Source organism: Arenibacter algicola (assembly GCF_000733925.1).
Taxonomy (GTDB): Bacteria; Bacteroidota; Bacteroidia; order Flavobacteriales; family Flavobacteriaceae; genus Arenibacter; species Arenibacter algicola.
Map to the genome: position 1 here is coordinate 620,236 of NZ_JPOO01000003.1, position 22,798 is coordinate 643,033.

Below are 22,798 nucleotides of genomic sequence, written 5' to 3' on the forward strand. Positions count from 1 at the left end.
CAAATTATATGTCAAGAATAGCAGGCCGCTATTCGGAATAAAAAATAAAACTATGATTAAAAATACACTTGCCTTATTGATTTTATTACTTTCCGGAGCCTTACACGCCCATACCATAAGTGGAACAATAACCAACCAGGACAGCACGCCCCTAAGCGGAGTAGGGGTTTACAATAAAAATACAGGTAATTATACTTACAGTAATAATTCGGGAGCCTTTAGCCTAGCAAACGTGAGCGTTAATGATCACATTTATTTTTACAGTCTTGGGTTCAAGAACAAAGAACTGCTGATAACTGAAAATCAATTGGATACAACGCTAGAAATTGTCCTGGAAGAGGCTGCAGTTTCCCTGGACCAGGTGGTACTGGTATCCAATATAAATGCCATGAGCAGTTTTGTAAACGTGGACGTTAAATCCGATCCCGTTAAATCTTCCCAGGAAATCCTTAGAAAAGTACCTGGCCTCATTATAGGGCAGCATGCCGGTGGCGGTAAGGCCGAACAAATATTCCTAAGGGGGTTTGATATAGACCACGGAACGGATATCGCTATAAATGTGGATGGTTTACCCGTAAACATGGTATCCCATGCCCACGGCCAAGGATATGCCGATATGCATTTCATTATTCCGGAAACCATCGATAATATAGATTTTGGCAAAGGACCATACTATGCCGAGAAGGGTAACTTTAATACCGCCGGCTATGTGGACCTGACCACCAAGAAAACATTGGACAAAAACGTAATTAGCATGGAGGCCGGAAAATATAATACCCTAAGAGGCTTGGGGATGCTGAAACTATTGGAAAGCGATGATGACAATGCCTATATAGCCTCAGAATATTTAATTTCCGATGGCGTTTTTGAATCGCCCCAGAATTTCAATAGAATAAACATTATGGGACGGTACAATCATAAGGACGATGCCGGCAACGAAGTGAATTTAACGGCCTCCCACTTTCAGAGCAAATGGGACGCTTCTGGACAAATTCCCCAACGGGCAGTCGATAATGGAAGCATTGGCAGGTTTGGCGCCATTGATGATACCGAGGGGGGCAATACCAGCCGTACCAACCTATTGGTGAACCATGACAAACAATTGGATCAGCATAGTCGATTTAAATCCAAGTTTTTTATTTCAAAATATGATTTTGAACTTTATTCCAATTTTACATTTTTCCTTGAGGATCCCGTGAATGGCGATCAAATAAAGCAAAAGGAAAATAGAACCCTAATTGGAGGAGAAACCAGTTATGATAAAACCATACACTTGGACCAAAATAATTCTCAATTCCGATTCAATATGGGTATAGGCTTTAGATACGACGACATTAACGAGGTAGAGCTTTCCCATACCCTAAACAGGAAGACTACCTTGGACCGACTTGCATATGGCAATATTGATGAATTGAATGCCTATGGATTCTTCAATATAAATTACAAAATCAACAAGTGGAACATTAATCCTGGTGTACGTCTGGATTATTTAAAATTCGATTATGAAAATCTATTGTCGACCACTTATGACCAAAAAAGTGAAAACAAATTGGTGGTCAGTCCCAAGTTAAATACCATTTACCAAGCCTCTCAAGACCTTCAACTGTATGCCAAAACCGGGATTAGCTTTCATTCCAATGATACCAGGGTAGTCACCGCCAATAATGGGGAAAGTATATTGCCATTGGCCTTCGGGGCCGATGTAGGAACCATATACAAACCACAAGACCGATTGGTATTAAATTTGGCCTTGTGGCATCTTTTTTTGGAGCAGGAGTTTGTTTATGTGGGAGATGCGGGAATTGTTGAACCCAGTGGTAGGACCAAACGTTTTGGGGTGGACCTAGGAGCTAGATATCAACTAACGGACTGGTTGTACGCCTATGGCGATGTTAATTACACTTATGCCAGAAGCTCGGAAGACCCCAGTGGGGCGGATTATATTCCCTTAGCGCCCGACCTGACTTCTTCCGGAGGAATTACCTTTAAGGGGCTTAAAAACTTCTCGGGGGGAATGAACTATCGCTTTATCAAGGACAGACCGGCCAAGGAAGACAATTCTATTATTGCCGAGGGGTATTTTGTAACCGATTTCAACCTGAATTATACATGGAAAAATTGGAGTTTTGGCCTCATCGTGGAGAATCTTTTTGATACGGAATGGAACGAGACCCAATTTGCCACCAATAGTAGACTGTTCAACGAAGCGGAAGCGGTTGAAGAAATCCATTTTACCCCTGGAACACCATTTTTTGCCAGAGGTAAGGTGTCCGTTAGTTTTTAAATGCGATTGTAACTAAATTATAGCTCCTTCCCTAAAGAAAGGGTCCCGCACCCCTTCCGTATTCTCCACCTCAGGGTGGAGAATCCACCTTCCCCTACTTAGGGGAAGGAGCTTTTTTTAGTGTTGTTGTGATTAGGGGCTTTCAATCCCATCAAGAGTTCTCGATACAAAATGCCTACTGGCATTCCACTTGAACTGACGGTGGAACTCCAACCTTGAACCCTGAACTTCAACCAACCGACCGGAGCTACCCGTCACTACGAGCCTGCCTAACGGCAGGTAGGTAATATTGCATAACGAAGTGGAGAAAAATTGTATCGAGAAGTATTTTAAATGAGGAACTTCAAACTGCTAACCATCAGCTATTTACTGATTACTGTTTAACACTCCCTTATAACACCGATTTCGACTACGCCCGCCTTACGGACTGGCAGGCCTGCCTTGCCGGTAGGTTGACTCAATCTCCGTCCGGACCTTGAACTTTGAGCCGTGAACTTTCTAATGCCCACTGCAAACTCTTTGAACCTTGAACCTTGAACTTTATCCAACACACCCCTAACTCCTCTCAAGAGGGGAATTTGATTGTCTCAACATTGAATGTGTACAAATTCAAACTTTGAACCTTGAACCTTTTAATGCCCACTGCAAACTGCAACTGCAAACTCTTTGAACCTTGGATATTGAACCTTGAACTTTACCTAACACACCCCTAACCCCTCTCAAGAGGGGAATTTGATTGTCTCAACATTGCATATGTACAAATTCAAACTTTGAACCTTGAAGATTGAACCATGAATCCACTTCTGGAAAGCGCAACTTGTGCGATTTCTCATATTCATTCGAAATGAACTTTTGATTTTATTCAACTATTATACAACACCAGTTCCAATTGCATTCAAATGGACCAGATGGTCAGACGAGCTGCAAACTGCTACTGAAAACTCTTTAAGCTGACTAAGCCTTGAACTTTGAACATTCAACTTTACAACTCCTTACCCTACTACGATTTCGACTACGCTCAATCTCCGTCCGGACCTTGAACCTTTTAATGCCCACTGCAAACTGCAACTGCAAACTCTTTGAACCTTGAACTTTATATCTTCTTATAAAATCGCCTCCTTTTCAATAACACTTAGGGCGAGGCGGATGGTAGAATATTCCATTTTTTCTTCAAAATGCTCAAAGTAGGGTTTTAGGCCTTCCGGGTCTTGAAGTTCTTTCTTGGCCTTGGCTACCTTGGCTACATCTTCTTTAGATATTAGTCGGTAGATATCAATGTCTTTCCCATCATGGTACAATTTTTCCAAATGGGCCAAAATGGTATTGGGCTTTAGGCCCCTGGTCTCTGCTATGTCTTTCACGGTTACCCCTGTCTTAAACAGCTCATAGGTTTCCAAAGCGGTATCCGATTTCCTGGTCTTCTTTTTCTTCTTCTTGGGTTTTGCTTCTACAAAGGCCTTGATTTCATTGATGAACATCTCCCCATACACCTCCAATTTTCTCTGACCCACCCCATTGATCTCTTTGAACGCTTCACTGGTCACCGGCTTTTTGGACTCCATTTCCTTGAGGGTGGCATCGTTAAAAACCAAATAGGCCGGAATGTTCTCCTGCAAGGAAATTTGAAACCGCAATTGCCGAAGTTTTTCAAACAGGGAATTTTCATTGACAGGCTTGGACTTGCTTTCCTTACGGACAGCCATTTGCTCTTCTTTGGACAAGGGCTGACTCAATTGTACTTTGGCGTTATTGAACAATACGGCCTTGGCCAAATCCGTCAGACGCAGAACGTTGTTCTTATGGAAGGCAATCTCACATAGCCCCTGATTTATAAGCTGTATGGTATAATGCTGCCAATGGTTCCATGAAATATCCTTCCCAATGCCATAGGTCTTTATTTCCTGATAATTTTTATCCAAAATGTTGGCATTTTGGGCGCCCCTCAACACGTCTATTACTGTTCCCGTAGCCTCCGACTCCTTTAGTCTGGCAATGGTAGACAATATCTTTTGCGCTATTACCGTGCCATCAAAAAACTGGGGTGGATTTTTACAAACGTCGCAATTGCCGCAATCGGTCTGTAAATACTCCCCAAAATAACTCAGTAAAATCTTTCTTCTACAGCTGGATGCTTCCGAAAACTGCTTCATCCGCTCCAACTTGGCCAGCTGTACCTCCTCATTGGTAGCACCCGAGGCAAATCTTTGCAACTGGATTACATCGGCATAACTATGGAACAAAAGGGCATGTGCCGCCAGTCCGTCCCTTCCGGAGCGACCGATTTCCTGGTAATAGCCCTCAATATTTTTGGGCATATTATAATGTATTACCCAGCGTACGTTGGATTTATCTATTCCCATCCCAAAGGCAATCGTGGCACACACGATCTGGGTCTTGTCAAAAATAAAATCCTCCTGCACCTTGTTTCGACTATCAAAATCCAATCCGGCGTGGTAGGCTGCTGCCTTGATACCGTTATTGCGCATCTTTTCGACCAAGGTTTCGGTGGATTTTCGACTTAAACAATAAATAATACCCGATTCATTGGGCCTTTGATCTATAAATTGAAGAATTTGGGACACCCGGTCATGGGCCGCCCGCACTTCCAAGGAAATATTTTTTCTATCGAAGGAAGCCAAGAACTGTTTAGCTCTAGGGATCTTCAACTGCGCCATAATATCCTGTCTGGTAGCTTTATCCGCGGTTGCCGTTAAGGCAATAATGGGCGTTTGGGGCAGGGATGCCTTTAAAAATCCCAACTGTTGGTAAGAGGGCCTAAAATCGTGCCCCCAGGAGGAAATACAATGTGCCTCGTCCACCGCAACACAACTAACAAACTCCTCTTTTAAAATAGGGGACAGGCCCTGAAGGCTTTCCGGTGCCACATAGAGTAACTTTAATTCCCCTTTGTGGGTCCTATCCAGTATATCCCGCTGTTCCTCCGCAGACTGATTACTATTAAAAAAAGCGGCGGGAATACCGTTAGCTATAAGTCCATCTACCTGATCCTTCATCAAGGCAATCAAAGGGGAAATCACTAGGGTAGTGCCATCGAACAAAAGGGAAGGCAACTGAAAACAAATGGATTTTCCTCCACCGGTAGGCATGATCACCACACAATCTTCCTTATTTAAAACCGCAGTGATAATGGCCTCTTGTTGTTTTCTAAAGCGGTCATAACCAAAATACTTTTTTAAATAGGGAAATAATTTGTTCTGGATATCGGGCATGGGTATCGGTAAAACTTTTGTAAGGAACGAAAATAATCATATTTGCAGTCCTATAACAACTTTCACGGTCTTAAAATTCCAAAAACCAAACTAAGGACTGGGACACAGGAAAACAGTGGCTTTTGGCTCTTGGCTCTTGGCTAATGGCTTTTGGCTTTTGGCTTTTGGCTTTTGGCTTTTGGCTTTTTTGTCTTTGCTAAAAAGGTTAAATTTATCCACTGCAACCTTAATAATCTACCAAATGAACCTTAAACACCCCTATTGCCTTTTTGTTCTCTCCCTTTTCACATTGGCCACAGCCTTAAAGGCACAAGAAACCTATGCCCCGCCCAAATTGTCCAATCCCGACTCTTGGTCCATTATTTTGGTTCCCGATACCCAGACCTACGCGAAATTTGAAAGAAACCAGGGTACCCTAGAAACCATGACGGCCTGGATCAGTGAAAATATAGATGCCCTAAATATAAAAATGGTATTGTGTACGGGCGATTTGGTAGAGCAGAACGAGCTTTTGGTCCCGGACAAAATAAATGGAAATATGCCCAGTAGGGACCAGTGGAGGGCCGCTTCCCATGCTTTTGAGCGTCTGGATGGGAAAGTACCCTATATCTTGGCAGCAGGAAACCACGATTTTGGCTATAAAAATGTGGAAACCCGAAAATCCAATTACAGCCAGTATTTTCCCGTGCATAGAAACTTGTTGAATGCAAAGGCCTTACGGGCCGCCGGTAAGAACATAGACGGCCTGCCTTCGGCAGAAAATGCCACCTATGAACTCATATCTCCCCAACAAAGAAAGTTTTTATTCCTGAACCTGGAGTTTGCGCCACGGGACACTATATTGCAATGGGCCAACAATGAGATTTCCCAAGAAATATATAAAGATCATACCGTGGTAATGCTTACCCATTCCTATCTAAATGCCCAAAACGAGCATATGGAAAAAGAAAACTATCCAATAGAGGATGCCAACTATGGCAAAGCCATATGGGAAAAGCTAGTGGCACCTTCCAAAAATGTACAAATGGTATTCTCTGGCCATATTGGCTCCCCTGATAATTTTAAGGCACATACCGCATTTAGGGTTGATAGGAACGCTGCCGGAAAAAAGGTGAATCAGATTACGTTTAATGCCCAGGCTATAGGCGGTGGATGGCATGGTAATGGGGGAGACGGTTGGCTAAGGATTATGGAGTTTCTACCTGATGGAAAGACCGTGATTACCACTACATTTTCACCTTATTTCGCCATATCGCCGACTACACAAAAAATGGCCTATCAGAGGGATGATTATAACAATTTTAGCTTTCAAATGGATTGATTGCACCACAACATACTGCAAATCAAGTAGTTTTTAATGGGCCATATCCAAAAACCAAGGTCAAAATAGTCCTAAAACAAATACTTTTGTCAGATATTTCTTAATAATACATACTGTAAGTCGAAAATTTACGTTTTTCTTAACATAATAATATATAAGGGCTTATTTTAGCCGCGTTCAATATGTTTTAAACCCCACAAACAATGAAAACATTTAATTATTTAGTTTTGAGTTTCGGATTTATTTTGATCTCTGCTTGTAGCAATGATGCTATGAACGGCCTAAATGATGAAAGTATGACCCCCGAACAGGTTAAATCCCAAATGCAGGTCAATTCCGTTTCTGACGGCTTGGACGAGTTGGTTTCAGAATTACTGATCAATGACAAAGCAGGAAAATCCAACAAGACCAACACAGAGTGTGCAACACTTGCATTTACCGAAAATAGTATTACTGTAGCCTACAATCAATGTATCATTCAAGGTAAGACCATAAGCGGAACGATTGTATTGACAGGAAACAACGGTAGTACAGATGGTACCAAAGGTAGTTTTGAAGTGTCTTTTACCGACTTCACCTACAACGACTATTTACTTAACGGTACCAAGACTTTTGCTTTCGATTTTTCGGATTCCAATAGTCCAACCTTTACTATAGTTACCGATGCCACCTTTGAGGATGATAATGGAGACATTGTAATCTGGAAGGGAAATAAAGTGCTTAGCTGGCATTTGGACCAGATCAATGCTGAAGGAGCCGATCTTACCTGTACAGGTGATTGGGACATTACGTTAGATGGTATTACTTACGAATTTACGGTGACCGAACCGCTTGGGGCCAACTTAGGATGTGCTTTTATTACCTCTGGAGTTATGCAGTTGGAAGTAAATGACATGACGGCTTCCTTGGACTTTGGGGCTGGCACTTGTGATCAGACAGGTACCGTTACCTTTCCTAATGGAGAATCTGAAGAGATTAGCTGGTAGTTACCAATAATATATACTTATATTTTGAAACCCCCGATGAAATTCATCGGGGGTTCTTTTTTATTATTCATTTTTCACTGTTGGTTTTGGTTAAAGATAGACCCGGCAACGGACTCCCTGGAGAAAATACAACGGCATTCGAAAAGTGGTAATAATTTATCGAAACTTTGTTCGTGTGGACTGAACAAAGGAACGGCCTATTTTCATTTTACTTAAGTGGTTCTTATCATTTTTAATAGGTTTTCTTAAATCATCGATTTCTTTGCTTGTCCAACCCTTCGGCTCCGCTCAGGGTACGGCCAGCGCATCCAAATTTGAACCCCACAAATAATTAGGAAGTACAATTTGCCGCAGTCTAGATTAAATCTTTTAGGAAAGAGTCCAAGATAGCTTAACAGGTGATTGGGGTAATGTTAAATTAATGATTTGGGGCAGGAGGGGAGTGGTAGGGGAGAAACACTTCGCTTTATAATGGAGAGACCAATGAAAAGCAAGGATTTCAGAGAAAACGGACCGTTTGTCCCAGAAAGAATTCAGTACATCGAGGAAATCTAGGTGTTAATTTTGCTTTAAACTAATGTTAATGAGGGTTTTGCTTACATAAAAATGGGATTTTTATTGTATCTTTTAGCTACAAATCAAGAAATCAAATTATATAAGAGTGTAGCAAAGAAAAATCCGTTAACCCTAAAAACAAAGCTTGTCCTATGGAAACAACCCCAAAGATTAGTAGAAATTTAATTAGTAGGCCCTCCAATAGTGCATGTATTCTTAAATTGGAAAGAACAAACAATGATTTGTGCCAATTGGAAAGAAAAATGACCTCTTATGTATGTGAACCTAACACATATAATTTATTTATTAAATCTGAAACCTTACGACAGACTTTACAATCCTTGAAAAATACGAATGCCGAATTGATCAAGGCCTTAAAAAGGGAAAAGGATTTAAAGATTGATCTCTTTGAAAAAACAATGGCTCAAATTCGTTCCTATCTGGAAATTCAGAAGTCGGTTGAGGAATACAGCAACATGTTAAGGTATTAAATGATTTCTAGTACTTTCTGGTAATGTTTAAACAACTACATTTACCTAAAGACCTAAACATCATCGGGAAACTAGGAAGAAAAGCTCCGGACATTTATATCCGGAGCTTTTTTTGTTATATATTAGGTATTAAGGAATAAAAAAAGCCTTGGATTATCACAATCCAAGGCTTTACCAAATGTGGAAGAAAATTTAATTAGTTTAAGTTGGCTCCAACATTTCCTCGGGCCACTAAAGTGTCCAAATCTTCGGCGCTCAGATGTACATTTATGTACCCATCAATAGCCAAGAGGGCGTCATAATCCAATGCGCCACCGGAATTTGCCTGGGTAACGTTGGTTACGCTTATTCCATTATCTCCAATAACATTGCCCAAAGTTACGATTACCGCTCCAGGGGCATCTGCCACAGCTCCAGTATGAATATGGGCGGGGTGGATACCGCCTGCGGTGGTACCTACCAATTCCAAAGTCACTAGAGTTTCTTTGTTTACACGCTCGGAAAAGGTAGCTGTTCCAAATATGGCCGCATTGCTAACGGCAGCCAGATCATAGGAAACCTCATTGCCCGTAAGTTCATTCTGTCCAATATCTCCCTGGGCAACCAAAACGTTAAGTTCGGCGATGGACTTGTGAACGTTGATATACCCATCAAATTCCAACAACTGCTCGTAACTCACTGAAGTACCGTCGTCATCTGCCTCTATATGTGTCCAACTTTTTCCATTGGCACCATTTACTGTGTTTAGTGAAATTACAATATCGCCACCTTCTGCAGCGGTATTCGCATGAATATGTGCTGGATGTTCCCCATCGGCCGGAGTACCCTCTAAACTTATCTCTAGGAGGGAAGCCCCACTAAGACGTTTGTGTACCGTTGCGGTACCGTTAATGGTAGGGACCAATACGCTGTGTAGCGCAAATTCCTTGGAATCTCCAGTAAGCACATTGATACCTATATCACCCTGGGCCACCAGAACATCCAATTCATTGGCGGATTGGTGTACATTGATGTATCCATCCAATTCCAACAAGGCTTCATAGTTAAGGGCAGTACCCGCATCATCTTCCTCAATATGGGTGAAACTTTTTCCATTAGCTCCAACTACTGGTGATAGGGAAATGGCAATATCACCGCTTTCAGCTGCAGAGTTCATATGTATATGCGCAGGATGTTCCCCATCGGCCGGAGTACCTTCCAAACTAATCTCTAGGAGGGAAGCCCCACTAACACGCTTATGAATTGTGGCCGTACCACTAATATTGGCATCGGCAGCACTTTTTAGCTCATACTCCCTTGAATCGGCCGTAATTTCATTAACACCTATATCGCCCTGAGCAATAAGGGTTCCCAGATCATTGGCAGACTGATGTATATTGATGTAGGCATCCAATTCCAATATCTGCTCATAGGTAATTGCCGTACCCGCTTTGGTTGCACTAATAATGGTAGTACTTTCACCTGAGGCACCATCTACCTCGTTAAGGTCAATAAGAATATCTCCAGTTTCTGCGGCTGAATTGGCATGGATATGGGCCGGAAAACTTCCAGCAGAGGTACCGGTCAATTTTAGATTAACGGTGGCTGTCCCGTCTTCATTTTCCACAACCGTGGCGGTTCCGGACACCGAAGCATCGGCTCGGGATTGCAATTGATACGTTTTGCTGTCGCCATCAAAAACTCCTGGGGGCTGATCAGTACTATCATCTTCGGAACAACTGCTGACAATCATAGTTGTTGCTGCTATAAATAAATACATTAATTTTTTCATATATATAATAATTTAGGGTTTAATATGACGTCTAAATTAGTGGGAAGGATTAGGAGTGCTTGCTGCGATAGCTTTAATAATTGACGCTAATCCCGAGCAAGCTTATAAGCTTGAGCCGGGAATGATTTCTTAGAAGACAGCGGATTGGGAGGGCTTGTTGGAGATGATTTAATTATTGACCCTAAAGAAAGAAGATGTAGGAGGGGTTTTTAGTTTTATATGTCTATGGGGTAAGAAAAGAAGGCCAGCGCACCATCTCGCATAGAAATGCGGAGGTATTACATAGTAGTGGGGACTTCCACGAAAGTTCTATTTTACATAATATAAATTATAGTACAAATGTATTGTTTAGTTAATAAGAGTTATTTTACACACAATTATCCAACGCTTGCCAACGCCAAAATAAAAGCTAACCTTTTTGCTCTTATTAAAAATCGCGTATTCGATAAAATGTACGTAATAAAAAATTTTAGACAATTCTCGTGGATTGCCACAAGAGTATAAAATTTAAGAAAAATAAATTTCTATACACTTGTTAACTATAGAACTTTAATTAATCCTTTTTTTTAATGTTTCATTATCTTTTGTCTTGAAACAAAAGAAACAAAAATTCAAGGCTGCATATAATTTTGGAAACAACCCGCCCGAACGTAACCATTTCGGTACGGGCGGGTGTACGGCTCATTCGCTATATTTTAGGAAACATTGTAACTGGTTAACATTGCTTTGAAATACCCTGTAAAACTAAAACTCTTAAGAATCTTTAGAACTAAACCCCTAAAATATGCACGCTCATTTCTCCTATTGTTTTCACCAAAATTTTATGAGGCCAAGTTAAACATCTAGATTCTATTTTACATAATACTATTAAACAATGATTTTAAAAAAGTCCAGAATGTTTTCGTTTTTGGATTAACTATTTCAACTTCGTCATCAGGATTATAACTTTCATTAAAAAACTCAGATTTTAATTGTTTATCTTGTTTTCTATTAAATTCAATTGCTTCATCAGACCATTTTTTTGCCCATTCTACCCTATTCTCTCTAATCCAATAATGAGATTTACAATCAAAACCCCAATTTCCAATTGAAGGTGATAAAGAAACTGATTTACCATCAAATATTATCTTCCAATCAGTTGGAGATAATGGAGTTACAACCTCATTATCACAACCACACATGCATTTATGTATGGCTGTGCAATATTCAATTGAAATATACAACGTATTATTTTCAATCAAATTAGGCATAAACTCTACAAACTTATACGATAACTTCTTCATTCTGTAAATGTGAATTATTAATAGAATAAGTTGTGTGATGTTCATTTTCTAAATCCTGATAAAATCCAGATAATTTTTTCCATTTAAGTACTGCTAAAACAGCATTTAACGAATTTAATTCAGCAATTTGAATATTTGTTTCATACTCGTTATTTGGATTGTTACTTGCTGGAATTCTATTTTCAAAATGATCGTTTTTATATTTAGTTCCTGTAGTTACCCTTACAGTGCCAATCAAACAATCATCAACTGAATTTACTCCTAATCCAACATCAATAAATGGTATTTCTAAAGAATTCAGATAACTGACTAATGATCTTCTAATAAGATTATTATCGATAGAAATAAAAACGTAATCCATACTATTTAGCTCTTTAAAATTATCTTCAATAAGATAATATGAGTGCCCAAATATGTTATTTCTCATTTTAGAATAGACACCCTTATAATAATCCACTTTTTTAGGTTTTTTTTCTAAAACTTCAATTGATGCTGCACCAGGAGATCTAAAAGCATTATGATTTAGAAAGATATCTCCATCATAAATATGTATTTCATTTACTTTAGTTTTTGCTATTAAATCTAGAATGTACGCTCCTGTACCACCTAATCCTATGATTGCTACTTTTTGATTGATAAATTTTTCATTAATAAATTCAATATTAGCTCTACTAGAATTCGTGTCATAATATTTAAATACAGAATTAACATCATTTTCAATTGGATATTCCACTTCAAAGTTTACCACTGTTCTGAGCCAATGTTTACCACCGATTCCGAAGCAATGTTTACCACTGATTCCTGAGTATAGTTTACCAGAATAATCAGGGCAAAGATTTACAATTTTTCTGATTGATTAGGATTTTTGAAGATGGAACTACGCTTTTATAGGCTGACATTCCGGCACAAAGTTTACCAAAAATTCCAAAGCAAAGTTTACCACCAAGGGAATAAATCCATGATGCTGGGGTACATTAGGTTGAATAACCAACTCCTTAAAATTATGGCGAATAAAACCCTTGGTATGCAAAAAATTAGACAAATACTATTATTCCTAAAACGAGATGTATCAGAGCGTAGCATTGCGGAGCAGACTGGTGTCTCCAGGCCTACTATTCATTCCTACCGGGGCATCTTTGAGACCAGTGGATTTGATTATGATACACTTCTTAAACTTAAAGATCCGGAACTTTATGAATTGGTAAAAACCAAAAAGAAAGGATCGGACCGGACCCCGGATGTCCGTAAACTATATTTTTTGGAACAAGCGGATTATTTTATCTCCGAACTAGGGCGCGTCGGGGTAACCAGGCTACTGCTCTGGCAGGAGTATTTAAAAGAATATCCAGAAGGCTTTAGCTACTCTCGTTTTTGTGAATTATTGGATATCCAGATCAATTTGAAGAGCCCGTCCATGATCTTTAAACATAATCCCGGAGAGCTGCTGGAAATTGATTTTGCAGGTTCTAAGTTAAGCTATGTGGCCACTTCTACGGGGGAAATTATAGCCTGCCCGGTACTTATAGGCGTACTTCCTTTTAGTGGTTTTGGTTATGCAAAAGCATTACCTGATGCTTCCCTTGCCCAGGTAATTCCTGCCCTGAATGATATCTTAAATTATTTTGGCGGGGTTCCACTCAATGCCAGATCCGATAATATGAAACAATGGGTGGTCCGTAGCTGCAGGTATGAACCTACTTTTCCCCAGGCATTGGAACAATGGGCCCTGCACAACCATATAGGGTTGTTGGCCACAAGGGTAAGGGCTCCAAAAGATAAGCCATCTGTAGAAAACCAGGTGAAGATCACCTATCGCCGGGTGTATGCCACTATCCGTAACGAAACGTTCTACAGCATCCAAGAGCTGAACCAAGGGATAAAAAAGGCTTTGGAAGCCCATCATGACATTAACTTCCAGAAGAAGTCTTTTAGCCGAAGGGAGCTCTTTACCGGCCAGGAGCTACCGGCACTGCAGAGCCTTCCCGAGCATCCATACCAGTTCAATCATCTCACCAGGGCCAAGGTACAAAAGAACTATCATGTGGTAATGGGAGAAGACTGGCATTTTTATAGTGTTCCTTACCACCACGTTGGTAAGGAGATAAATATTATTTACGATACAGAATGTGTGGAAATCTATTATCAACTGGAGCGCATTGCCGTGCACCAGCGTAACTATAAAAAACATGGGATAACCACCCTTTTAGAACATATGCCCGAACATCATCGCAAGATGGCCGTGCAACGTGGATGGACTCCGGATTATTATTTAAAACAAGCTGCGGACAATGGTCCCCATACCAAAGAATTCTTTGAGAAGCTTATGAAAAGTAAGATTTCCGTGCATCAGGCCTATGGCCCCTTTCTGGGAATTATGCGACTGATCAAACAATATGGGGGTCTCCGTGTGGAGGCAGCCTGTAAGCGGGCCCTGACCGGAAACCGGTACAACTACAAAGTGGTAGCCACTATCCTAGAAAACAAGATGGACCGGATAGAAGAGAGCCCGCCAGAAAAATCACCCATACCCCATCACGAAAATCTCCGGGGACCACAAGCTTTTGTAAACAAAATGAAACATTAATTAATAATCTTTGAAAGATGAACACAGCAACAACTTTACAACAATTACAGGGCCTAAGGCTTGCCGGAATGGCCAAGCGGTATCAAACCCTACTAAGCCTGCCCACACATCAGCAGGAGGATGCCCACACCATTCTGGCCCTGATGTGCCAGGCAGAACAAGAGTATCGTAGGGACAAGCAGACCGAGCGATTGCTCAAGGCCGGGAAACTTCGCTATCGGGCCAACATGGAAGAAATTATCTGTAACCCGGAAAGGGGAATTACAAAAGAGACCCTATTACAGTTAGCTGAAGGACACTATCTGGAAAAAGGACAGAATTTACTGATCCAAGGCCAGACCGGAACCGGAAAATCCTTCCTGGCCTGTGCACTGGGGCGCTCCGCCTGTCTTATGGGATATAAGACCCTATACCTATCGATGAACAAATTTTTAGAGACTATTGCACAATCCAGGATCGATGGCACTTACTTAAAACTCATCAAACAGTTGACGGCAAAAAAGCTGATCATCCTGGATGATTTTGGTCTGAAACCCTTATCCGGCGATGCTAAACTGACCTTATTGGATCTGTTGGAAGATCGTTATGGCATAGGGTCGGTGATCATAACCTCTCAACTGCCCTTTGACCATTTTTACGCGTTCTTGGATCAGCCGACTTTAGCCGAGGCCATACTTGACAGATTGTCAGCAGCTGCACATAAAATAGAACTTAAAGGGGAATCTTTAAGAAAAAGAAAATAATGTTGTATAATTGATTTTTATAACCGTTCCCGCGGTGGAAAAAAGTGATGTAAACTGGTAAACTTACGCCAGGAATTTACTGGTAAACTTTAGAGCGGAATGGTGGTAAACTTTCCTCGGAATATCCATTCAATTATGGGATTAAATGGTGTTTCTGTTATATTTTCATCTAAAGCTTTTGCAGGTGATGAAATTATAGTTGCATAAGTTTTTACTTTCTCATAATAATTTAGGTATCCTTGAGGTGGTTTATTAGAAAAAGACAATGAAGTAATTATACCATTACTAAACCTTTTACTAACAGAACTATGCTGTATTCCATTTATAATAACACCGTTTTTGTCACAAGGCTGCTCTCCATTAAACATAATCACATGAGTTTCTGGCTTTACAGTTTTTGTACCACTTAAATTTAAAGTACTTACCATAACACCAAATTTAACTTCTTTATGAATGTTAACATAAGGTATATGATGGACAAATAAATGTCCATCACATACTTCTAATTGATATCCTTCGTCTCTTAGACGCTTCAAATCTTGGCTATGATTTATCAGTAGCTGTGACATTGAATATCATTTTATGCTTAATACGTATAGTGTCTCCAACAACCATAGAACCTTGTGGTTTATGATTATTACCTCTTGTGTAAGTTACCGTATAACAAGTTCTGTTATTTTCTTGATAACTTCCAAAAGCTAAGATTACTACTTCTTTGAATGAAATTTCTTTTTTATTCCATTCTTTTTCTCTACCATTAACAACTATAACATAAACTTTGTTATGTCCGTTTCCATGGTCTTTACTACTGTCATTTTTATGTTCCATTTTTTTCTTTTTTTAATGGATTTCATAGTTCTCAATGCTTTAAAACAGTTTGAGAATAATACTGTTCAGACAAAAAGGTTATATCAATAGTTGTACAAGTCTTTAAAAAGAAGTAATATTGTATAACAAAACACGGGAAACTATAAAGGTGATAAGCCTTTTTATTGTAAAGTCGTCGAAAACTTTTTATCCCATTTACATAATCCAATTTATTGTTGTCGCAATAGATTGGATTTTTTTATTTCTTATCAGCTAATATTTTTAATGTTAAACGCATATTTATAATCTATTAAACTCTTACCATTGTGGAAATTATTAATCCAAGCATCTTCAGTATGACTTATTTCAACAATATCAGGAGTATTAATATCTTTAAAAGTATTATTCACTTTGTTTAGTATTTCTAATTCAATTTCAGAAAACAAGCTTGAATTAAAAGTACGGTCTTTAAATAAAACAAATTGTTTACTAAATCCCCATTGTCTTTCCTCTTCAATAATATTAACATCTCCCTCTCTATTCATAAAATCAAAAATACTATCATAATTATTAGGAACAGGTCCTCGATCTATAGCACGATATCTTGTGCCACTCATCGAAACAGCTTCATACTTATAATGTAGAAAATCACTATAAAACAAAAGCTTATTTAATTTAGTAATATATGGTTCCATATTTTGTGCAAAAAACACAACCATTTCTGTCAGTTTTTCTATACTTGGTTTTATATAGCCACTAAAATTATCAGGGAGTTTTTCTCCAAGAAGATAATCTTCAAATCTAAAAAAGAATTGTTGTTTCCGTTTTTTAGTTATTAAGTTATCAATTTTGGCTAGCAATTCTTCTTTCTCCTTAGAATCAACATCAAAAACACTGCTAATTTCAACTAAGGATTTAAATTTTTCTGGGTCATTTGCCAATTGAATCAAATTCGCATTTGATTGACTTGGTACTTCTCCGTTTTCATAATTTCTGTAACCATTAACACCAAAACCTAATATTTCAGACATTTTGACTGCGGATAATCCATATTTACTTCTTATTTCCTTTATTTCCTCTGGAAAGGGTAAATTATACTTGTCACGATACTGATTATAAACTTGTTTCATTTTAATCGTATCAAATTGAGTAGTCGTAAAATACTCGTTACTGTCTTCACAATAAAAACTTGGGTAATCTACCGAGAAAGAATCCTTTCTAAATGTAATTACCATGTTTCTAACTTGAATAGACATTTCTTTTCCTGTAATTGGACTTTTCATAAAATTAGTTAAACTGGTGATATTTCATTGGAAATTCAGCTATATGAAAAGAAATACAAATAACACCTGTGTTTTCCCTTCCAAGTGATATTTTAATATATATTTCTTCGCCTTTTAGTCTCCTACCAAAGACCCACATCTCACTACCAATAAATTGGCTTTCTTCGAGTGGACCTTCGCAGTAATCTTCAAGTTCTAATTTTTCTAGAACTTTTTTTCTTTCGACTGGCATCAACTCCAAATCAGCAAGCGTTTGAGTGTTCTTTTCTCTGCCATCAAGAAAAATAACCTCCCAAATTTTCATTTTCTCCTTGAATTCTCGAAGAAAGTCTTTTACTTGTTGTTTTGTTACCATGATATAATTTCACAATACAAATATACAAAAAATATTTTAATTCAACTTTAAAGTGTATTATATAATTACTAACACAATTGTTAATAACTTTATAGTTGTTTTGCACTTTTAGGTGTGACACTTCATTCCACACACATTATGCTTCCCTCCTACGTCGTCGCATAAAAAGTGTTCCATTAACATTGCAAGAGAAACTTTTGAGATATATTTTTTGGAGCAACTGTAGTAACAACTTTCGCTTTTAAGCAAAGCAAAGTTACATAACCTGCCCGAATGAATTCGTTCAGGCGGGCGCAGAACATTATAGAACATTTAATGACGTTTTGGCAAATAGCCCAAAATGCATAATTTTCGTATAGCTCCGCTATTTTGCATAATACCAGATATGGCTTCTTTAGAACCATATCGGCTGGTATTATGTAAAAGAAAATTTTGCCAACAAGTCCAACGGCATCAACCCGCCGAAAAAAATAATCACCCACCGGGTAATCCATTTTTATCGCGTATGTAAAAGCTAAATTCAAGACTAAAGTACCTGTCAAAACTAGAGAATCAGGCTATTTTGATCCATTTAAGGTCTTATAGGTTTTTGGCCTCTTCTATGTAAAAATCTTTTAGATGTTCCTGTCCATAGGTTGGCGCAATATTGTCCTCCGCCATCAGGGTCAGAAAAAACTCGATAGGGCCATAGGTTTTAACACTTGTGAAAGATCTTAAACACCGAATGCTTAGTTTTCTTGACCAATCGGGTAAATGAACGATTTTTATGGGCTTGTTCAAAGCGGTCAGGGCGAGTTTGGCAATATCATTAAGACTCAGAACATCGGGGCCTCCAATGGTCAATTCCTTATTGTCATCATCCAAGATATCTACAATGGCTCTAGCAAGGTCCGCACCATGGATAGGGTTGAATTTTTGATTGCCAGATCCAAACAAAAACACACGACCCGATTTGGCGATTTGTAAAAAGTGGCCCATATCTGAAAAGAAACCGTTTGGCCGCACTATGGTATAGTTGAGCCCAGAAGCTTTTAAAGCAGCGACAAACTTCTCTTTGGCTTCAAAAATCTTTAAATCCCGATATTTGTCGCCATTAATGGCAGAAACGTATACAAAGTGTGCTACACCACTTTTTTTGGCTTCTTCGAGCAAATTCATATTGGCCCTATAATCTACATCCATATACGTTAGGCCATCTTTTTGTTTTGTAATGCCGACCGTGGATATTACCGTGTTTATTCCTTTACAAATGTCTCGTAATGTTTCAGGCTTTGTAGCCTCTGCCTGTTTTATCTCTAAATAGTTTTCATCACTATTTTGCAGCTTATCAGCATTGCGTACAATAGCGATTACCTGATTTTTTTTCTCTAGCAGTTCTTTTAATATATACTTGCCCAAATAGCCTGTGGCGCCCGCTAATAATATGTTGGTATCTTTCATTTAGGTAACTATATTAACGTGAGTACGATTTATATTTAATTGTTAATGAGTTGTTTATGATAATTTTGTCCGGTCGAGCGGAGTCGAGACCTCATTGTAAAAGCATTACAGTAAAATAACCTCTCGACTCCGCTCGAGGAGACAATAGCAATTTTTTAATTTGCACGAAATCAATGTCTTGAAATTATTTTCATGTCGAACTCACGTTATATTACGCCGGTTTAGTTGAACTTTCTTTTAAGAATATAGCGGGTAATAAAAATACCGTTGTCATCGTTTTTCCCCGCATCGCTTTCTACGGCACTGGTTATGAACATCAGGTCCCAACCTTTGGAAAGCATTTCGGTCAATTTTGAAGAAATCAAGGCATCATTGGCGGCTATATTTTGAAACCGGATTCCGCCGAGGTTATAAAAGTTCAATAATTTCGTTTCTTCAAAATTTTTAAGTCTAATATCTTTTCTTTTCGATTTGTTTCTGGTATTGTTTTCTTCCGTTCTACTAGAGGTAAATTGTTTGTAATCCCTTTCTTCGTTGGACGAAATTAAACGTGACCGTCCCAGCCCGCTCGGAATGATAGATTCTACACTTGTAATGACCTTGATCTCAAATGCTTGTTTCGATGTTTCCTGCCCATACATATGTGCTACTGACAATGTAAGTAATGTGACTATTGACGCTAACTTTTTCATGTGTTTATTGATTAAATGATTGTATTCTATTGTTAATTAAATTCTTTCGTTAATAATTGACGGATAATGGTATTGCGTTGCCAGCCTCTATCGTCTTGCCGATGGCTCAGCAAGACAATTGTGGCATCGTGTTCTGGCACAAAGCCAATCATGCTATTTAGAATATTCCCTAAATAAGTTTTGGCTCCTAAAATGGATGCATTCATAATTGATCGTTTTTTGATTATAAATTATGCAGCAAAGATTCACCGGATTATTGGGCAAATCGTTCTAAATTATAATCTGAAACGAAATAGGCGAGATTTACAATGAGTTGGCTTTCATCCAAGCCCTAGGGGTTACCCCTTCTATTTTTTTAAAATAGGTGTTGAATACGGTTTTAGAATTAAAACCACTATCATAAGCCAACCCAAGAATGGTAAGGTGAGAATTATTGGAATCGAGTGCTATCAATTTAAAGTGTTTGAGGCGATAAGAATTAACAAAGTCATTAAAATTTACATCAAACGCCTGATTGATCAGAAATGATACTTTATTGTTGTTCAGCTCCAAAACCTGAGCAACGAACTGTAAGTTTAATTGTGGATTTAAAAAAGGTTCATCTTCCTTAAAATATGAAAGTAATTTGCCTTTTTGTTTCTTAATTTGGTCTTTATCCAAAACATTTGCCGTTGCTTTCTCTTCATCTTTCTTAGTAGATTTGATATCCGCAGACGATAAATTTGACCGGTGTAGATCTGTGAAACCATTTATTTTATGCAGGGGCCTCAAGAATGGATCCTGCCTATAGTTAATGATTTGACCGCGTCTTTGGTCGATCATTTCCTTTAAGAGAGAAAAGGCCGTCCCCGTTTGATGCGAGTTGGCCAAAATAAACACGTCATAAGGTAACAGCATGGTTTTATCTTTACTGAGACTAGACCATTTTTCAATAATTTGATGGGGAACGTCAATATGCTTTTCGTTAACAAGGCTAAACAAGAGATTTTTCTCTTCTATTAATGAGGTGTTGTGTATAAATTCCTGAAACTGCTGTTTTTTGTTCAGCCATATTAAACAAAAGCATTTTAAATGATGCGCTAATTCTAGTTCAGGGTTAAGTGTTAAGGCGTAATCGACATTTTCAAGGGCTTTGTCAAATAGGCCTTGAAAATAGTGAATATGGGCCAATGTGTAATGATTGTTTGCAGAAAGCGGATCTACCTCTAAAAGTTTGTTTGCATATGGCAAGGCCATGTCAAAAAAACCAAGCGCTATGAACAACTCTGTTAAAGCTTCTAAACCGTCAATATGATTGGGGTTAATGGCCAAGACTTTCTTAATATGAATATAGGCATTCTTAAAATCCCATTCTCCCCACAAAAACTTTCCGACATAAGACAAAGGATATTCCGGTAAAGAGGCGTCTAATTCTTTTGCCATAAGCAAATTGTTGATGGCCGACTCCATAGCCTCGTCATAAGGAATATAACCCCACATTGCCGATAACCCATAGCATTGTAAATTGGCATAATAGGCCTTGGCGTAATTTTTATCCAATGCAATGGCCTTGTTATAGTAGTTTATGGCCTGGTTAAGGCCCTCTGGTGTCCATTTCAATTGAAAAGAACGTCCTTTCAAATACATTTGATAGGCATCTACGCTGCTTGTTGGCTGCTCTATTAAATGCTCTTGAATTTCAAAATGCCCAAAATTGTTTCGAACTTCTTCAGCTATTGTTAAACTAATTTCATCCTCTAAATCAAAAATATCTATTAATCGCCTATCAAATTTTTTAGACCAATAGTGCGTACCATCTTCAACGTCTATTAATTGGGCCGTTATCCTAACCCTTTCCCGGGATTTCTTAATGCTTCCTTCAAGAATTGTGCTTACCCCTAGTTGCCCCCCAATTTTTCGGATATCTATATCTTTTCCCTTAAAGGCAAAAGATGAGGTTCTGGCAATAACCTTAAGTTTGTCAATTTTTGTTAGTGCGTTTATAATTTCTTCAGTGATACCGTCACAGAAATATTCGTTGTCAATATCATTGCTCATATTAACAAAGGGTAAAACTGCTACTGATTTTTGATTGTTCAAAGTGTTGATTTGTTAAAACAAATCTATAAAATTAATTACACAAAGAACCCATTCCTCACAGCTGTCTGACGAACAGGCCCGCCTGAATGGAACGGCCATTTATTCATAACTAGTTTTTGGTTAAAAGAAATTCATGCACCTCACGACAAGTTCGGTGTAACTCCCCTCCTACCATCGGCTCCCAAGCTGGCTCGAGCGTCACGCTCGTGCCCATACCATGCCTCTTAATCTTTTCTACTATTCCCCATAATTCCAGTATACCTAAATGAATGCCATCATTATCTATTTTATAACCGAATCATCCTTCTCATAGTTCCTTGCGCTGCTATATTTCCAAGCCACTGGGTCCTTAACTAATCCTTGTTCTACGCAGTTGTTGTGGATATAGTCAATTGTTATTGACAACTTTTACTCAAAGCTGCTCTGTGATACATATTGCTGAGGGCACGAACCTAAGGGGCGAGGTATTGAACCTAGATCCCGCCGAAAAAGGCGGGATTAGTTCAACTTGCAATTTTAAGTGCGTCTTACAGACTTCCCAAAATTGAGTTTCAATAATAATAGGAATCGACCTAAGGGTCGAGGTATTGAACCTAGATCCCGCCGAAAATGGCGGGATTAGTTCAACTTGCAATTTTAAGTGCGTCTTACAGACTTCTCAAAATTGAGTTTCACTAATAATAGGAATCGACCCAAGGGCGAGGTATTGAACCTAGATCCCGCCGAAAATGGCGGGATTAGTTCAACTTGCAATTTTAAGTGCGTCTTACAGACTTCTCAAAATTGAGTTTCACTAATAATAGGAATCGGCCCAAGGGGCGAGGTATTGAACCTAGATCCCGCCGAAAAAGGCGGGATTAGTTCAACTTGCAATTTTAAGTGCGTCTTACCGAC

18 protein-coding genes are annotated in these 22,798 nt (G+C 38.9%); 6 read left to right on the top strand and 12 right to left on the bottom strand.

Features of this window, described 5'->3' with window-relative positions:
- Positions 1-52 precede the first annotated feature (52 nt).
- Entirely contained in the window at positions 53-2,284 is a 2,232-nt protein-coding gene (locus U735_RS0112900; protein ID WP_031444219.1) for a TonB-dependent receptor, read from the top strand.
- Between the two features lie 1,103 nt (positions 2,285-3,387).
- Here U735_RS0112900 and recQ read toward each other — a convergent pair.
- Positions 3,388-5,514: a DNA helicase RecQ gene (gene recQ / locus U735_RS0112905; RefSeq protein WP_031444220.1), complete on the bottom strand. Its 2,127-nt coding sequence runs from the start codon at positions 5,512-5,514 to the stop codon at positions 3,388-3,390.
- Positions 5,515-5,755: 241 nt separating this feature from the next.
- Here recQ and U735_RS0112910 point away from each other — a divergent pair, with 241 nt between their 5' ends.
- From U735_RS0112910 to U735_RS0112920, 3 genes are all read left to right on the top strand, one after another.
- Positions 5,756-6,835: a metallophosphoesterase gene (locus U735_RS0112910; protein ID WP_031444221.1), complete on the top strand. Its 1,080-nt coding sequence runs from the start codon at positions 5,756-5,758 to the stop codon at positions 6,833-6,835.
- A gap of 203 nt (positions 6,836-7,038) precedes the next feature.
- Positions 7,039-7,821, top strand: coding sequence for a hypothetical protein (locus U735_RS0112915; RefSeq protein WP_031444222.1), 783 nt, complete (start codon positions 7,039-7,041; stop codon positions 7,819-7,821).
- A 707-nt stretch (positions 7,822-8,528) separates the two neighbouring features.
- Positions 8,529-8,867 carry a hypothetical protein gene (locus tag U735_RS0112920; protein ID WP_031444223.1) on the top strand — a complete coding sequence of 113 codons (339 nt, stop codon included), beginning with the start codon at positions 8,529-8,531 and terminating at the stop codon, positions 8,865-8,867.
- Positions 8,868-9,063: 196 nt separating this feature from the next.
- Here the strand turns inward: U735_RS0112920 and U735_RS0112925 are convergent, their stop codons facing one another.
- The 3 genes from U735_RS0112925 to U735_RS0112935 all read right to left on the bottom strand — a co-directional run bounded on the left by U735_RS0112925 (position 9,064) and on the right by U735_RS0112935 (position 12,669).
- The gene (locus U735_RS0112925; protein WP_031444224.1) at positions 9,064-10,638 is read right to left on the bottom strand and encodes a CHRD domain-containing protein; all 1,575 of its coding nucleotides are present in this window, start codon (positions 10,636-10,638) and stop codon (positions 9,064-9,066) included.
- Between the two features lie 854 nt (positions 10,639-11,492).
- A complete protein-coding gene (locus U735_RS0112930) occupies positions 11,493-11,921 on the bottom strand; it encodes a DUF6527 family protein (RefSeq protein ID WP_031444225.1) in 429 nt (142 codons plus the stop codon).
- Positions 11,902-12,669, bottom strand: a complete 768-nt coding sequence (locus U735_RS0112935) for a ThiF family adenylyltransferase (RefSeq protein WP_051892139.1) — start codon at positions 12,667-12,669, stop codon at positions 11,902-11,904. Before U735_RS0112935 ends, U735_RS0112930 begins: the two co-directional genes overlap by 20 nt.
- A gap of 276 nt (positions 12,670-12,945) precedes the next feature.
- Here U735_RS0112935 and istA point away from each other — a divergent pair, with 276 nt between their 5' ends.
- Both istA and istB read left to right on the top strand, forming a co-directional pair.
- Positions 12,946-14,505: an IS21 family transposase gene (istA, locus tag U735_RS0112940; protein ID WP_051891860.1), complete on the top strand. Its 1,560-nt coding sequence runs from the start codon at positions 12,946-12,948 to the stop codon at positions 14,503-14,505.
- Between the two features lie 17 nt (positions 14,506-14,522).
- Positions 14,523-15,248: an IS21-like element helper ATPase IstB gene (gene istB, locus U735_RS0112945; RefSeq protein ID WP_031442541.1), complete on the top strand. Its 726-nt coding sequence runs from the start codon at positions 14,523-14,525 to the stop codon at positions 15,246-15,248.
- Positions 15,249-15,337: 89 nt separating this feature from the next.
- Here the strand turns inward: istB and U735_RS0112950 are convergent, their stop codons facing one another.
- The 8 genes from U735_RS0112950 to U735_RS0112990 all read right to left on the bottom strand — a co-directional run bounded on the left by U735_RS0112950 (position 15,338) and on the right by U735_RS0112990 (position 21,862).
- Positions 15,338-15,817: a DUF6791 domain-containing protein gene (locus U735_RS0112950; protein ID WP_031444227.1), complete on the bottom strand. Its 480-nt coding sequence runs from the start codon at positions 15,815-15,817 to the stop codon at positions 15,338-15,340.
- On the bottom strand, positions 15,792-16,076 hold the full coding sequence (locus tag U735_RS0112955; protein WP_031444228.1) for a multiubiquitin domain-containing protein: 285 nt from the start codon (positions 16,074-16,076) through the stop codon (positions 15,792-15,794). Before U735_RS0112955 ends, U735_RS0112950 begins: the two co-directional genes overlap by 26 nt.
- Positions 16,077-16,324: 248 nt before the next feature.
- Positions 16,325-17,338 (bottom strand): type II TA system antitoxin MqsA family protein, encoded by a 1,014-nt coding sequence (locus tag U735_RS0112960; RefSeq protein ID WP_031444229.1) that lies wholly within the window; start codon positions 17,336-17,338, stop codon positions 16,325-16,327.
- 4 nt (positions 17,339-17,342) lie between these two features.
- Positions 17,343-17,693 carry a type II toxin-antitoxin system MqsR family toxin gene (locus tag U735_RS0112965; RefSeq protein ID WP_031444230.1) on the bottom strand — a complete coding sequence of 117 codons (351 nt, stop codon included), beginning with the start codon at positions 17,691-17,693 and terminating at the stop codon, positions 17,343-17,345.
- A 579-nt stretch (positions 17,694-18,272) separates the two neighbouring features.
- Positions 18,273-19,133 carry an SDR family oxidoreductase gene (locus U735_RS0112975; protein ID WP_031444232.1) on the bottom strand — a complete coding sequence of 287 codons (861 nt, stop codon included), beginning with the start codon at positions 19,131-19,133 and terminating at the stop codon, positions 18,273-18,275.
- Positions 19,134-19,354: 221 nt separating this feature from the next.
- Positions 19,355-19,774: a hypothetical protein gene (locus U735_RS0112980; protein WP_093979978.1), complete on the bottom strand. Its 420-nt coding sequence runs from the start codon at positions 19,772-19,774 to the stop codon at positions 19,355-19,357.
- A gap of 83 nt (positions 19,775-19,857) precedes the next feature.
- Positions 19,858-20,031, bottom strand: coding sequence for a hypothetical protein (locus U735_RS25595; RefSeq protein WP_157365024.1), 174 nt, complete (start codon positions 20,029-20,031; stop codon positions 19,858-19,860).
- Between the two features lie 97 nt (positions 20,032-20,128).
- Positions 20,129-21,862 carry a helix-turn-helix domain-containing protein gene (locus U735_RS0112990; RefSeq protein WP_031444234.1) on the bottom strand — a complete coding sequence of 578 codons (1,734 nt, stop codon included), beginning with the start codon at positions 21,860-21,862 and terminating at the stop codon, positions 20,129-20,131.
- Between the last annotated feature and the right edge of the window lie 936 nt (positions 21,863-22,798).